The following is a 13,732-nucleotide window of genomic DNA, read 5'->3' on the forward strand; positions in this document are numbered from 1 at the left end:
AGGCCCCCGAAAAAATAACTACGGCACGTAAGGCAGGTTCAGGCCCGCAATGTACTCGGTGAGCAGCAGGTGGTCGGGCTTGGTGAAGGGCCGGGTGGTGGTCGTGAGTTGCCGGATGCGGGCCACTTTAAAGTCGCGGTAATCCTGCCGCAGCTGGCACCAGCCAATCAGGTGCCAGGACAAATTGTAAAATGCCAACCCAATGGGTTCCACCGGGCGCTGGCTGCTCTGCCCGCTTTTGTCGCAGTACTCCAACTCGATTACCCGGCGGTCAGCCAGCGCCGACTGCAGCGTAGCCAGGTAGTCGGCCGGGCCCCGGAAGTACTCCGGCAGGTGCATCTTGATGCGGCTGGTAAACTGTTCGAGCCGCTCCCGTTCCCGCTCGCGCATGGCGGCCTTTACTTTGGTCAGGGCCGCGGTATATTGGGCCTGAATGGAGGCGTCGGCCAGGGTGGCGGCAATGGTTTCGAGCAGGACCAGGGAGTTGGCCTCCTCGGGGGTAAAGGACACCGGCGGCAGGAAGTAGCCCTGCACGAGAAAATAGCCCTTGTGCGGCTCAAAGCTCACCGGAATACCCTGCTCGCCCAGGGCTTTGATGTCGCGGTACACCGTGCGCACACTGATACCAAATTGCTCGGCCAAGTGCTCGGCTGAAACGTATTTCTTGGCTTGCAAGAGCGTGGTAATGCCAAACAGGCGGTCAATACGGTTCATGGCGCGGGTAGAGTTCGGCGGCTCGGGTACGGGAAAGTGTCGGCGGCAAAGGTAAGCCACCAGGGGGTGGGGCCGGTAATTAAGCTTGCCTCCTTCGAAGCGGCGGCTGGGCATTAGGCGGCTTTATAGACCCGGTAGCCAGCGGCCGACCGGCGTTTGGCGGGCCCAGGAGCGGCCCCCAGCCATTGCCGGCGTAGCCGCCGAAACAATCCGGCGCCGGGCAGCAGCACTACGGCTGAGGAAATGCCCGCTACCTGCCAGAACGAGTAACCCGGCTGGCGCACTAGCACCTCGGCTACCAGGGCCACGTAGAGCTCCAGCACCGACAGATACATAAAGCCGTAGTGCAACGGCAGCCAGCCCCGGGCCGGCCACTTGCGCCACACTGGCCCCATGCCCGCCAGCAGCGTAAAGCCACTGAGTAGGGCCGCCACGTGGAAAATGCCGAAGCCGTGAAATTGGCGGTAAATGGTAAAGGAGGTGGCGAGCATTACGGCCAAACTGCCCACGTAGCCATAGCCCAGGCGCTTGTGCAGCCGCCCCCACTTCGGCAGCGCCAGCACCCCGGTGCCCAGAAGCAACGACAGCACCGCTGCCAGCAAATGTACCAGCCCCCAGGTGCTATAAACGAGGTTGTGCATGCCAGATAATGGCTCGGTCACGCGCGCCATTCGACGCAAACGAGCATGGTTTAACTAGCTCAAGCGTACGCGGCGGGGCCAAGTTCAGTTTTGAGGCATGCTGTATTACTTGCAATGCCCAACGCCGCCCAGATGGCTCCCGGCGGCGTTGGGCAGCCAACAACGCTACTTCAAATTAATTGTTCCCACCAGGGAAAGAGCAAACCCTACTTTATTTAAATCGTGGGTGGCAATAGGAAGCTTTTCATCCCGGAAATGATGGCGATAATTAGTGCTGGTTTCAAGCGCCAAGAACTTATTTATTGTAAAGCCAACCCCTACTTCAGCGCCGGCCATAAAGGAAGATTGGCGGCGATCCGCACCAAAGGCTTCTGCAACCTCCTGTTTCCAGCCCTCGTGATTGTCACTGAAAATATCTTTTAACAACAAGTCCTGGTCATTACGCAATACCAACTGGCTTACTCCGAACCTTACACTACCCAATGCATAGGTTTTGGGAGTAAGATTCCATTTACGGCCTCCCACTAGCGCATACTCTGATACTCCTGTTTTTATTTGCTCTGACGAATTTATCCTCAGCGTATTTTTAGGGGTAATGCTATTTAGCTGCGCAAAGCCTACAAACCAGGCATCATTAAAAATAATGTTTACTTTGCTTCCCAAGCTGTAATAATTTTTTACTGCGCTATTTCTTGCGGTTACGTCATAATTATTTATCAACCCTACTGTCAACGCGAGCCGGGAGGGAGTACCCTGGGCAAAAGCGCCAGGTAGAACAGCAAAGAGCGCGAGTCCGGTCAGATAAGTGGTTTTCATTTTCTTGTGTCGTTGGTGGATGATAGGACAAAGCTATGGGGGCTCTATAGGAGATAAAACCTGCTTTTGACCAACGGTATTATTTCATGGGCGAAATGTTAGGGCCCGGAGGCTATTTTGACGAACGGTTGATTTTTAGTGACGAATTGATGAGAGAGTATGAAGGAATATGCCGTGATTTGCTGCAAAGATACTTTCTATGCCACTGAAGAATAAACTCAATAGTTTCATTTGGACGTTTTTTACCCTGGGTGTTTTACTTCAGTTGTCTTTCAGTAAAGAGTTGCCGCTGTCTTCCGCTCTTCTGTGTACCGGGTGCATAGTGCTTACGCTCCGAATTTATATTCAATCCATATCTGCAAAGCTGGTTCAGGGTTTTACGGCCCGTCTCAACTCCGTACAGCTAGCTGCTCTAATTATTGCTTCTTGCTTTGTAGTAGCATTGATTCTGTCCCTGGAAAACTATGCAGTTATAAAGTTGACTATGCAGGAGACAGCCGCTGCCGATATCTTAAAGAATTCCACGCCCGTGTTTTTTGGGTTTTTTATCGTGAGTGGCTTTGTGTCGGGACTTAGTTACTTGCTCGAGAGATACAAAGACTCCCTGATAAAGGACAAGGAATTGGAGGTGTTAAAACGCAAGGCGTTGGAAATGGAGCTAAGCCTGCTACGGAATCAGTTGAGTCCACACTTTACGTTTAATGTGCTGAATAACCTGCAGTTTCTTATTCGCAAAGATCAGCAAAAGGCTTTGCGTCTGCTGTCAACGTATAGCCGGATACTGCGCTACTATATATATGAGTCGCAGAAAGAATTTATTACTGTTGATGATGAGGTTTCGTTCTTGAAACAGTACTTTGATCTAGAAATCAATAGATATGTAGATAAGCTGCAAATAGTGTCTGAATGGAATGTTATTGAAAATAGCTTTCAGATAACCCCATTTATTTTATCTGCTTTCGTGGAAAATGCCTTCAAGCACGTATTGCCGGCTCAGATGGGCGAATACTTTATCCGGCAGACTTGCACCTTGACCGAGCAAGGAAACCTCATTTTTGAAATAACAAATACGTTTGACAAACACGTACGGGCCGGAAAACCCCAGGGCGTGGGCTTGAAGCATGTGCGTGAAAGGTTGAGCTTAGCGTATCCCAATCGTTATGCCTTAGCCGTACAAGAAATCGGCGACATATTCTGCGTCAAACTAGAACTGCGTTTATACCTATGATTCGGTGCCTGATAATCGATGATGAGCCGATTGCCCGCGAGGGGCTCCGGGAGTTTGTAAGGGAATTTGACTTTCTCCGATGTATAGGAGAATATGCTAACGCCAGCGAAGGGATTGAGCTGCTCAAAAACAAAGAGGTCGACTTGATTTTTCTGGATATAGAAATGCCCAGAATTAATGGTTTGAAGTTCGCTGAAATGATTGACGATAATGCTGTTATGATTATATTTACTACGGCTTATCCGCAGTATGCGCTAAGAGGGTACAAAGTAAATGCTATAGATTATCTGCTAAAGCCCATTTTTTTTGAAGATTTCGAAAAAGCAGTATTGAAAGCCAAGAGCTTATACGAGTTGATGCATCCGGAAAGCGCGGAGCAGAAATCTATCTTCTTCAAAGAGCATGGAGCAGAACATCGGATATTCGTTGATGATATTCTGTATGTGAAAAGCCTGCAAAATTACGTGCAGCTTCACTTGAGTGGCAATCGGACGATTACCATTCACAAAACACTGAAAGCGCTGCAGGGGCTACTGCCGATAGAAAAATTTATCCAGATCCACCGGTCGTATGTGGTACAAGCAAAGTGCATTACTTCCATAGACGGCTTCACGGCTCACTTGTCAGCCGTTACCTTGCCAATAGCACGGGAAAGGAAGCAAGTGCTGATGGAGTTGCTTGCAAAAAACTTTTGAAGTTTTTTACTCTGGTTTATAGCTTCTGCCTCATAGGTGGTCACCGGTTGCTGCCTGACTTCCCCGAGCCGCGCACGGATCTGTTTTGTTGGGTGACCGTACCTAGCCCGTGACGGAGTACCCAGCCTGGGAGCAGGCATTCTTGCCAGGCAGTTGCCAAATTGTTGCCAACCTATGGGTTGTTCTGGAAGGTTAGAAATAGGAATTATTACGGCTTTTGGCTCAGCATTCTTGCTATAGGGGCCACTTGTAGCCGTGTTGGTTGAGCGTGTATACGGCCGACTTGCGAATAGTCTCGTTGGGGTGGGTCGTGTAGGGCAGTAATAGCTGCTCGACATTGCTGGGACCATTTCTTAGCACGTACGTCGCGAAGTAGAACAGGTCCGGATCCTGGATGCCGCTGGCAAAAAGCGCCTGTAGTTCCGGCTGCCAGTCGAGCGCATAAGACTTGGCGTACCAGTGCACGTATTTGAGCACGGGTAGGGGCATACGCTGAAACTCTTCTTTTAGCCGGCTTTTGGCACTGGCGTAGGCGTATTTAGTAAGGAGCTGCAGCGCCATCGTGCGGATTGGCTCATTCGGATTCTCGCTTTCGGCCGCTAAAAAATCCTGGGCTCCGGTATGTATCGTGGGCAGCTTGAAGAAGCCGTTCAGGTATTCCAGCCGCAACTCTTCGTCGGTGGTGGCCTGGTACTGCGCCATGAGTTCGTCTTCGGTGCCTGCGCGCGAGTAGCCAAACCACGAAGGGCCATCCTGTTGCAGATAGCCCCGAATTACTTCGTCTAGCCACCGCTCGTACCAATCTAGGAAGTTGGCCTCGAAGGCAAAGCGCGGTAGGTAGCGGTCCTGGTCCAGGTAGACAACCCGGCCTTTGTGCTCCCCGCTCACCACTAGCGCCGTAACGTAGGTGCAGCCCTGAGAGCCAATGGGCAGCAAGCCCTGATAGAGGATGTTTATCTGCTCGGCGAATACTTCGTCGCTGCAGTCGTCGGCCTCTATGGCGGCGGTAAGTGCTGTCCAATGCTCGGCCGTCAAGCCGGGGAATAGCGTGGCCGGCCGAGCCAGGTAGTGCTGCGGGTCATCAATAATGTCATCGACTTCTTCCCCAAACTTGTAGATACCATAATAAGGGCCCGCCGCCGACTCCCGGTACGACTTGCCCCCATTGCCTACCTGGGTGACGAACAGTTTGTAGGCCAGGGGTAGCTCCAACCCGTACGCTGCCTCAAACGCCCAGACCTGCTGCTCACTGACGGGCGGCCCGACAATGTAGCGGTGCTGGTCGGCCCCGAAAACAGCTAACGATTTATCCGCTTCCCGGGCTTGTTTCAGCTTACTTTTGATTCGTTCGATTTGCGCGGAGTAGAATTCCATTTTCGGAAGTGGGCCGCGTTGCGGCGGTTAGTGTAGGTCGGGGGTAGGCGCTGGCAAGGCTCCTAAAGCCGGACTTTAATTCGGCCGGTGGAATTAACGGCTACTTGGGCTTTCTCACAGATGTCGGAGTCGGGCACACAGGCCTCGATGTTGAACAGAAATTCTTCGTCTTGCTGGGCTACAAACGAGGTGCTGGCCAGGACCAGCTCTGAGTCCCGCCCGCGGAAAAGGGCTTTGGTGAACGAGGCCTGGGTCAGGGGTTGCCCGTCCTTGTAAATGGTAACCTGCGAAACAACCTGATGAGCGTGGATAAGCAGGTTCCCGGTGTCGTCAGTGGCTTTGTAGGTGGCGGCGCTGTCGTTCAGGCTGCGCGTCGCAATAGTGATACGGTATAGGTTGGGGGTGCGAAAAACCGTGTCGGTACGAGCAACCGTGGTGTCTAGGGGCCAGAATTCTTCCCGAATAGCCACGGGCTGCTTCCGTAGCGTATCCTGAGCCGAGCAGCCGGCTAGGAAGGAAATAGGGAATAGAAGCAGGTAGGATTTGCGCATAAGGGATATTTGACTAGGTGAAGAGCGTTAGTGACGGAATGTATATTGCTCTATCTCCCACCGCTCTTTAGTGGAACGGTATGTAAGGCCCGTCAAATCCTGTGAAGAAAATGAGCTTGTATGAATTGTCTGATAGCTTTTCGTAGGAAGGATCAGTGCCCAAATCTTTAAGTACGAAGCCTAATTTTTCCAAGGTTTTCCAGTCATCCATATCAGGCAATCTGCTTTGGTTTTGCCGGTACGTTTTTAGGTTGGCTATTAGCTGGGTACTCGCCTTAATCTTCTGCTGTTTCTTTATTTCGAAAGCAATAAACCAGACGGACAAGCCGAGCAGAATTACGCCTACGCTAGCCCCACAGAGAATAGTTAATTTACGAGCTATTGTACCAGACTTCATGGTCGCGCCGCCATGGTAAACACCAACTCCCCGCCATTCACAATATCCTGGTGATTGAGGAACGGCCGGGTCAGCTTCTGCCCGTTTAGGCGGGCTTCCTTGACGTAGACGTTTTTGTCGCTCTGGTTTTTAACCGTGACACGGAAGGTTTTGCCGTTTTCCAGCGTCATCGTGGCGCCGTGGATGGCGGGGCTGCCCAGGGCGTATTCCGGGGAGCCGGGGGCTACGGGGTAGAAGCCCAGGGCCGAGAAGACGTACCAGGCCGACATTTGCCCGCAGTCGTCGTTGCCGCCGAGGCCGTCGGGGGTGGGGCGGTACATTTTGGGCAGAATCATGCGCACCCGCTGCTGGGTTTTCCAGGGCTGGTCGGTCCAGTTGTAGAGGTAGGCGGCGTGGTGGGCGGGCTCGTTGCCGTGCACATAGTTGCCGATGATACCCTCGCGGGTGATGTCCTCGGTTTCGGCGAAGAACTTATCGGGCAAGTGCATGGTAAAGAGCGAGTCGAGGTGCTCGGTGAAGCGCTTGGAGCCACCCATGAGCGTAATCAAAGCCTTGGGGTCCTGGGGCACGTAGAGGCTGTAGTTCCAAGCGTTGCCCTCGATGTAGCCCTGGTTGTGGGTGCTGAGCACGTCGAATTCCTTGCGGAAGCTGCCGTCGGCCAGCTTGGGGCGCATGAAGCCCAGGCGGGCGTCGTACACGTTTTGGTAGCTCAAGGCCCGCTTACTGAACTCCTGGTAGATGTCCTGGCGGCCGAGCTTCTGGGCCATCTGGGCAATGCACCAGTCGTCGTAGGCGTACTCCAGGGTCTTGCTCACCGACGACGAGTTCTTGTCTTCGGGCACGAAGCCCAACTGCCGGTAGAAGCCGATGCCGTCGTAGGAATCGTGGCGGGCCGTGGCTACGCAGGCGTCCAGGGCCTTGTTGGCGTCGAAAGTGGCGTTGCCCTTGAGCACGGCGTCGGCAATAACCGAAACCGAGTGGTAGCCGATCATGCACCAGTTTTCGTTGGCGTGGTGGCTCCACACGGGCAGCATGTGCTCGGGACTCTGCTGGTAGTGGGCCAGCATGCTCTGCACCATGTCGGCGTTGCGCTTGGGCTGCACCAGGTTGAAAAGCGGATGCAGGGCGCGGTAGGTGTCCCAGAGCGAGAAGGTGGTGTAGTTGGTAAAGCCCTCGGCGCGGTGGTTGTTCTGGTCGAGGCCCCGGTACTGCCCGTCGGCGTCCTGGTAGACGGTGGGGCCCAAAAAGGTGTGGTAAAGGGCCGTGTAGAAGTTGATTTTATCGTCCTTCTTCGGGCTCTGAATCGTGACTTTGCTCAGCTCCTGCTGCCACAAAGCCTGGCTCTGGGCCTTGGTTTGCTCGAAGTTCCAGCCCGGCAGCTCGGCCTGCATGTTGGCCACCGCGCCTTCCTGGCTGACGGGCGAGAGGGCCATCTTCACCTTGATTTTCTCGCCTTCCCGGGTGTTGAAGTCGAAGTAGGCGCGTAGCTGCTCGCCAGCCATTTCGGGGAAGTTCTTGCTTTGGTCAAACTTGCCCCAGAACCCGCGGTAGACCTGCTTTTTGGAGAAGTTGCGGTAGCCGTACTGCTTGAAGGGCTTGGAAAACGCCATAGCAAAGTACAGCGTGCGGGTGCGAGCCCAGCCGTTGGTTTGGCGGTAGCCCGTGATGAGCGAGTCATTTACCACCCGCACGTAGGTCCAGGCGTTTTTGTCCTCGTAGTTGTAGATGCCGGCCATCAAGTCCAGGATGATGTGAGCCTGGTCGGACTTCGGGAACGTGTACTGGTGCATGCCCACCCGGGTCGTAGCTGTCAGCTCGGCCTGGATGTTGTGGTCGTCGAGCTTGACCTTATAATAGGCGGGCTCGGCGGTTTCGTTCTGGTGGGAAAAGCGGGAGCGAAAGCCGGATTCAGGCTTTTGGGCCGTGCCGGGGTTGAGTTGCAAAGGGCCCGTGGTGGGCATCACCAGGAAGTCGCCGAGGTCGGAGTGGCCGGTGCCGCTGAAGTGGGTGTGGCTGAAGCCCACGATGGTGGGGTCATCGTACTGGTAGCCGGCGCAGTAGCGGTAGATATCGGGGTTGTACTTGCCGTCCTTGGCATATTGTAGCGTGTCGGTGTCGGGGGAGAGCTGCACCATACCGAAGGGCACCGTGGCCCCGGGGTAAGTGTGCCCCATCTTCTGGGTCCCGATGATGGGCCGGGCGTACTGCACCAGGTTTTCGGCGGGCTTGGCCTTTTGCTGAGCCAGGGTGGAAAGGGAGGCAAAAAGAAGAACGGAAAGGAACGGCAGTTTCATCAGCTTCGGGGTTGAAGCCAGCAAGGTAGGAAAGAAGGTGGAATGGTTGTGTTCTGAGGTGGCTAAACCGTTTTAGGAGGTTCAGTCAGCAGCCAATAGCCAAGTAACAGTGGTAGTCACGCCGTATACAAATTCACCAGTCACTTGTAGGACGTGACAGTTTCTGTCCTGGGACTTCTCGGATAGTATTTGACGAATTTCCTGGTGCCGGGCTTGGTCATCAGGAAGGGCTGGATGCATATCGGGTGTTGCTTTTCCGGCCTTAAAGGCAGCTTCGTAACGCAACCATATCTCCCAATCTTCCAGCTCTAAACGAAATATCTTCTCCTCAATGGGGGCTAACGGAAGTGTCTGCAGAGTGAAGTAATGGATTCTGTTAGCCTCTATTAGTATGATGAGCCCGTCAGGTAGAAGAATTGACCTGCTGATAAGCATACAGCCGCAGGTTATCCCCCGTCAAGGCCAGTTGAAATCGGCCCACTTCGGCAATCTGGTCCTGGATAGCTGCGGTATCCTGCGCGACGGGGCGGCCTTGGGCGTCCGTAACGGTACTCGGAAAGTCCAGCCACTCGATTTGGCAGTAGAATTTCCAACCATAGGGTTTGCCCGAAATCATGGCTTCCATCGCGGCCGGGTAGTAGTCGAAATTAAACGTAACGTCCTCGTCGATGCGCAGGAGGCGCAAGCCGGTATACTCTTCGCCAAGGAGCTTGACCCGGCACTCTTTAATCAGGTGGCAGTTTTCTACCAGCCTGGCAATGAGCTTCACCCATTTACTATTGCTCATTAAAGGCAATAGGGTAGTTGTTAACTTCGGGTTCATGGTGAGGCTGTGGGAATAAGTAGTGAATGGCATAGCTAGCAAAGACCTGATACTCATTCCGCGTGCCTGTCGTGAAGATTGCCAGTAGCTGGGCAATTCAAAAAATCCGTTTGCAAAAGACTCGAATCCTTTTGACAAAAGCCTCGCCCGGCCTGCCAAAAGACCTTTGTGTTGTAACACTCTCACAACACATATATGAAAAACGACGAGCTACTGCACAGCCTCAATTCCTTTCTTGTAAAGAACGGGCCTGATAAGGAAGAGTATCAATTTCTTGATTCTTTAATTCAGGTATTTGAGAAAAAAGTTAAGGATAATACTATTCATCCCGAAGACCTGGCTAGATTAAAAGAAAACTGTGGTTTTCTCGATACGACTCGGTCTATCATGGGCCATATCTTGCACAAGCCTTTCGGGTATGCCGGGGATTTTTCGATAATCGATAGAATTTACACCTGTGATACGTCGAACGACCATCGTAAGTGGGATGATTATTCACTGGCCAGTTCTGCTGCTCAGGCCGTCCGAAACCGGAAGAAGTATTTTAAGGACCATGTTTCAGGTAAGTTGCAAGGGGAAGGAAAGCTTCTTAATATAGCCAGCGGTCCGGCCAGAGACTTGTATGAGCTGTATACTGAAAACCAGGGCTGCCAGCTGCTGACTACCTGCGTGGAAATGGACAAGCAGGCAATTGGCCACGCTAAGTTTTTGAATGAAGCTTACTTAGATAAGATTGAATTTGTAAATAAGAACATATTCAGATACGAAGCCGAAAACAAGTTTGATATAATATGGTCGGCGGGCTTGTTTGATTATTTTGATGATAAAGCTTTTGTGTTACTGCTGAAAAGATTTTCAATGTGGTTGGTGCCAGGTGGGGAAATGATAATCGGCAACTTTAATGAGGATAATAATCCTAATCGATTTTATATGGAATTCTTCGGTGACTGGCGCCTTAATCATCGAACGGAGGAGCAGTTGATTAATTTGGCTATGTCGGCAGGCTTTGCCAGGGCGGATATTTTTATCGGTAAGGAGCCGGAAAACATTAATTTGTTTCTGCACATAAGAAATCAAGTATTAGCTGTACAGGTGCCGGAAGAAAATGGCTCGGCCATGCCCGCGCTGGCATGCGTGTAGACGGTAGGAATTTGGCCTGCTTACCGCAATTGGTGCCAATTCCTCACCAATCCCGCGTGGCAATCAGTTCTTCCAGATCGGCCTCAAACCCGTATGCCGTGGCAACAAATTTGAAGTCCCGGGCAATACAGTCGCGGGCGGCAGTTTCAATTTCGCTGTCGGCTTCCCAGAACTCCTCCTGCAAGTCGTTGAACTGGTCGGTGGCAGTGTGGGTAAGCTTATAAAGGGCCTCCAGGTCCTGGGGATATTGTTGCTCGATGTGGAAGCAAAGCTCTACCAGGATGGCCTTGCCCTTATCGACCAAGTGGTTGGGGAAGTAGGAGTCGGCGGACATTTCCGCCAGGAAGGAATATTGCCGCACGGCTTCGTTCTGAAGGGCGGCCTGCTGCTGAGCCATGGTAGGGAGTGGTGATGCGTAGAGAATGGCTTAAGTAACGACTTTTCGGCCAGAGCAGGTGGGGTTGAGGCCACGTCAGGGCTTGCGGCCAATGTCATCACGCCCTGACTGGGTGGCAATAGGCAATATCGATCAGGCAAGGACTGATACGCCCGGTTGCCTGCGTATATTGGCAGCTCCCGCAACCCGCCTTGCTATGAAGCTAAACCCTTTTATTACCCGCCGCACCTTTCTTCAACGTACCGCCTTGGTCGCCGCCGGCCCGCTGCTGGCCGCCTGCGTCACGGGCAAGGGGGCTGCGGAAGCCACCAAGGAATACTTGCTTTACATCGGTACTTACGGCGCGGCTGAGCAGGATAATATCTTTCTCTACCGCCTGCACCCGCGCACCGGCGCTTTTACCCGGGTAGCGGGCTTTCGGGGCGGAGTGAAGCCGGGTTTTCTGACGCTCTCTACCGACCACCGCTTCCTCTACGCCACCCTGGAGATTGAGGGCAGCGGCAGCGGGGCCATCCGGGCCTTTGGCATCGACCAGGGCAGCGGCGGGCTGTCGGTGCTCAACGAACAGCCCTCGGCCGGGGCGGGCCCGTGCTACGTTAGCCTCGCCCCGGGCAACAAAGCCGTGTTGGCCGCCAACTACGGCGGCGGCACTATCAGCGCCTTGCCGGTGCAGCCGGGCGGGCAGCTGGCCCCAGCCGCCGTCGTCGACCAGCACCAGGGCTCCGGGCCCCACAAAAATCAGGACAAGCCCCACGCCCATTTTATCCGGCCCGATCCCCAGGGCCGCTACGCCCTGGCCGTAGACCTGGGCAATGACCAAGTGCTGAGCTACGCGCTGAACCCGGCTACCGGGCTACCCCAGCTACCGGGCAAAACGGCTTTTAAAGGGCAGCCCGGAGCTGGCCCCCGCCACCTGGCCTTTCACCCAGGCGGCCGCTGGGCCTACCTGATTAACGAGCTGAACTCCACCGTCACGGCTCTGAGCTACGATGCCGCCCAGGGCACGTTTACGGAACTGCATACCCTGTCGGCCCTGCCCGCGGGCTACGCCGGCACTAGCTACTGCGCCGACATCCACGTTTCGCCCGACGGCCGCTTTGTGTACGGCTCCAACCGCGGGCACGACAGCATCGTGGTAATGGCCGTAGACGAGGACAGCGGCCGGCTAAGCCTGGTGCAGCACGCCAGCACCCAGGGCAAATTCCCACGCAACTTCACGATTTCGCCTGACGGCCGCCTGCTGCTGGTCGCCAATCAGCACACCAACAACATCTTCAGCTACCATGTCGACCCGAAAACCGGCCAGCTCACCCCCACGGGCTTTTCTACGGAGATGCCCGCCCCGGTGTGCCTGCATTTAGTGGCAGATTTTACAACGGGATAAGTTGGGGGCAATCCGTCTGCCGTTTTATTTCGGCTCTCATCCTGAGCGGCGCGAAGCAAAGTGAAGGATATGCCTCTATGTCCTGACGCGCATTTTTTAACGCACAAAAGCCCTTTTCTATCAGTCTGAGAAAAAGACTTTTGTGCGTTGGTATAATGGGCAGGGGGGTAGGCCAGGAAGGGCATTCGGCTGCGCCTTAGGATAACAATAGTAATAACGCCGGCACACAAGATGTTTCGTCTCTGCTTCATGCACAGAATACTTGATCTGACGCTCTGATTTTTGACAAATCTTCCGGTCACCGGGTACTCAGCTCTAGCATAAATCCAGTAGATTGGAACTCTCGAAAAATTCTATCTATCCTGCTTCATTCTAATGAAAAAATCTACGGTCCTGGTGCTGGGTGCTACGCTGCTGTTAACCTCCGTTTCCTTTACCCCGGCTAAGGGCTGGGAGCCGTTGCTGGACCAAAAGCTGAGCAAGTGGCGGACGTTCCAAAGCTATCGGCACCAAGTGGGTTACCGGGGCCAGGCACCCACCGATGCCAACGGACAGGTGATTCCGCCTCTGGGCTACGATAAGAACGAGGCTGATGTCTTCTCCGTGGAAATGCAGGAAGGGGAGCCGGTGCTGCGCATCAGCGGGGAAATCTACGGGTGCGTGTTTACCAAGCAGGATTACAGCAACTACGACCTCAAGCTCAAGGTGAAGTGGGGCGGCAAGAAGTGGGTGCCCCGCCTCGACGAGCCCCGCGACAGTGGCATCCTCTACAACAGCCAGGGCGAGTGCGGCGTCGACTACTGGAAAAGCTGGATGCTGAGCCAGGAATTCCAGGTCTCGGAGCATCAGAAGGGCAACGCCATGGGCGACTTTTGGTGCATCGCCAACTCGGCAGCCGACATCCGCGCCTCCTTCGACGCCACCAAAGACACGCTTAAGTACAATCCTGCCGCCGCGCCGGTCACGATGGGCAAGGGCGGCAAGGGCTTCTGCCAGGCCGCGGCCAACTATGAACTACCCAACGGGCAGTGGAACGAGCTGGAGTTGATCAACGTGAATGGCAAGAGCATACATTTGGTCAACGGCCATGTCGTGCTGGCCGTCGACAACTCCTCCTTCGTGGTCAACGGCCAGCGCCAGCCCCTGACCAGTGGTAAGATTCAGCTGCAAAGCGAAGCGGCCGAAGTGTATTACAAGGGTATCATGATCAAGCCCCTGGATGCCATGCCCAAGCAGTACGCCCAGTATTTCAAGTAGGCTATGACCGGGGTTTTAACC

13 protein-coding genes are annotated in these 13,732 nt (G+C 54.1%); 5 read left to right on the forward strand and 8 right to left on the reverse strand.

The annotated features are described in order from the left end of the window. Positions 1-18: 18 nt before the first annotated feature. The 3 genes from MUN80_RS16075 to MUN80_RS16085 all read right to left on the reverse strand — a co-directional run bounded on the left by MUN80_RS16075 (position 19) and on the right by MUN80_RS16085 (position 2,171). The gene (locus MUN80_RS16075) at positions 19-714 is read right to left on the reverse strand and encodes a helix-turn-helix transcriptional regulator (RefSeq protein ID WP_244714481.1); all 696 of its coding nucleotides are present in this window, start codon (positions 712-714) and stop codon (positions 19-21) included. A gap of 113 nt (positions 715-827) precedes the next feature. After that, positions 828-1,355 carry a DUF2306 domain-containing protein gene (locus MUN80_RS16080; protein ID WP_244714482.1) on the reverse strand — a complete coding sequence of 176 codons (528 nt, stop codon included), beginning with the start codon at positions 1,353-1,355 and terminating at the stop codon, positions 828-830. A gap of 165 nt (positions 1,356-1,520) precedes the next feature. Further along, positions 1,521-2,171, reverse strand: a complete 651-nt coding sequence (locus MUN80_RS16085; RefSeq protein ID WP_244714483.1) for a hypothetical protein — start codon at positions 2,169-2,171, stop codon at positions 1,521-1,523. Between the two features lie 199 nt (positions 2,172-2,370). Here MUN80_RS16085 and MUN80_RS16090 point away from each other — a divergent pair, with 199 nt between their 5' ends. Beyond that, positions 2,371-3,399 (forward strand): sensor histidine kinase, encoded by a 1,029-nt coding sequence (locus MUN80_RS16090; RefSeq protein ID WP_244714484.1) that lies wholly within the window; start codon positions 2,371-2,373, stop codon positions 3,397-3,399. Further along, on the forward strand, positions 3,396-4,094 hold the full coding sequence (locus MUN80_RS16095) for a LytR/AlgR family response regulator transcription factor (protein ID WP_244714485.1): 699 nt from the start codon (positions 3,396-3,398) through the stop codon (positions 4,092-4,094). The genes MUN80_RS16090 and MUN80_RS16095 overlap by 4 nt, the downstream gene beginning before the upstream one ends. Before the next feature lie 234 nt (positions 4,095-4,328). Here the strand turns inward: MUN80_RS16095 and MUN80_RS16100 are convergent, their stop codons facing one another. The 4 genes from MUN80_RS16100 to MUN80_RS16115 all read right to left on the reverse strand — a co-directional run bounded on the left by MUN80_RS16100 (position 4,329) and on the right by MUN80_RS16115 (position 9,497). Then, positions 4,329-5,468: an SMI1/KNR4 family protein gene (locus MUN80_RS16100; protein ID WP_244714486.1), complete on the reverse strand. Its 1,140-nt coding sequence runs from the start codon at positions 5,466-5,468 to the stop codon at positions 4,329-4,331. A gap of 62 nt (positions 5,469-5,530) precedes the next feature. After that, on the reverse strand, positions 5,531-6,019 hold the full coding sequence (locus tag MUN80_RS16105; protein ID WP_244714487.1) for a DUF4738 domain-containing protein: 489 nt from the start codon (positions 6,017-6,019) through the stop codon (positions 5,531-5,533). A 393-nt stretch (positions 6,020-6,412) separates the two neighbouring features. After that, positions 6,413-8,710, reverse strand: a complete 2,298-nt coding sequence (locus MUN80_RS16110) for a GH92 family glycosyl hydrolase (protein WP_244714488.1) — start codon at positions 8,708-8,710, stop codon at positions 6,413-6,415. A gap of 403 nt (positions 8,711-9,113) precedes the next feature. Beyond that, positions 9,114-9,497, reverse strand: a complete 384-nt coding sequence (locus tag MUN80_RS16115) for a hypothetical protein (RefSeq protein WP_244714489.1) — start codon at positions 9,495-9,497, stop codon at positions 9,114-9,116. Positions 9,498-9,728: 231 nt separating this feature from the next. Between MUN80_RS16115 and MUN80_RS16120 the strand changes: the two genes are divergently transcribed. Next, entirely contained in the window at positions 9,729-10,673 is a 945-nt protein-coding gene (locus MUN80_RS16120) for an SAM-dependent methyltransferase (protein WP_244714490.1), read from the forward strand. 43 nt (positions 10,674-10,716) lie between these two features. Here MUN80_RS16120 and MUN80_RS16125 read toward each other — a convergent pair whose 3' ends face one another. Next, complete coding sequence (locus MUN80_RS16125) at positions 10,717-11,070, reverse strand: DUF5713 family protein (protein WP_244714491.1); 354 nt, start codon at positions 11,068-11,070, stop codon at positions 10,717-10,719. Between the two features lie 196 nt (positions 11,071-11,266). Between MUN80_RS16125 and MUN80_RS16130 the strand changes: the two genes are divergently transcribed. Together MUN80_RS16130 and MUN80_RS16135 are read left to right on the forward strand one after the other, a co-directional pair. After that, complete coding sequence (locus tag MUN80_RS16130; RefSeq protein ID WP_244714492.1) at positions 11,267-12,454, forward strand: lactonase family protein; 1,188 nt, start codon at positions 11,267-11,269, stop codon at positions 12,452-12,454. Positions 12,455-12,829: 375 nt separating this feature from the next. Beyond that, entirely contained in the window at positions 12,830-13,711 is an 882-nt protein-coding gene (locus MUN80_RS16135; protein ID WP_244714493.1) for a 3-keto-disaccharide hydrolase, read from the forward strand. Positions 13,712-13,732: the final 21 nt, after the last annotated feature.

The sequence above is a fragment of the Hymenobacter cellulosivorans genome, assembly GCF_022919135.1.
Taxonomy (GTDB): Bacteria; Bacteroidota; Bacteroidia; order Cytophagales; family Hymenobacteraceae; genus Hymenobacter; species Hymenobacter cellulosivorans.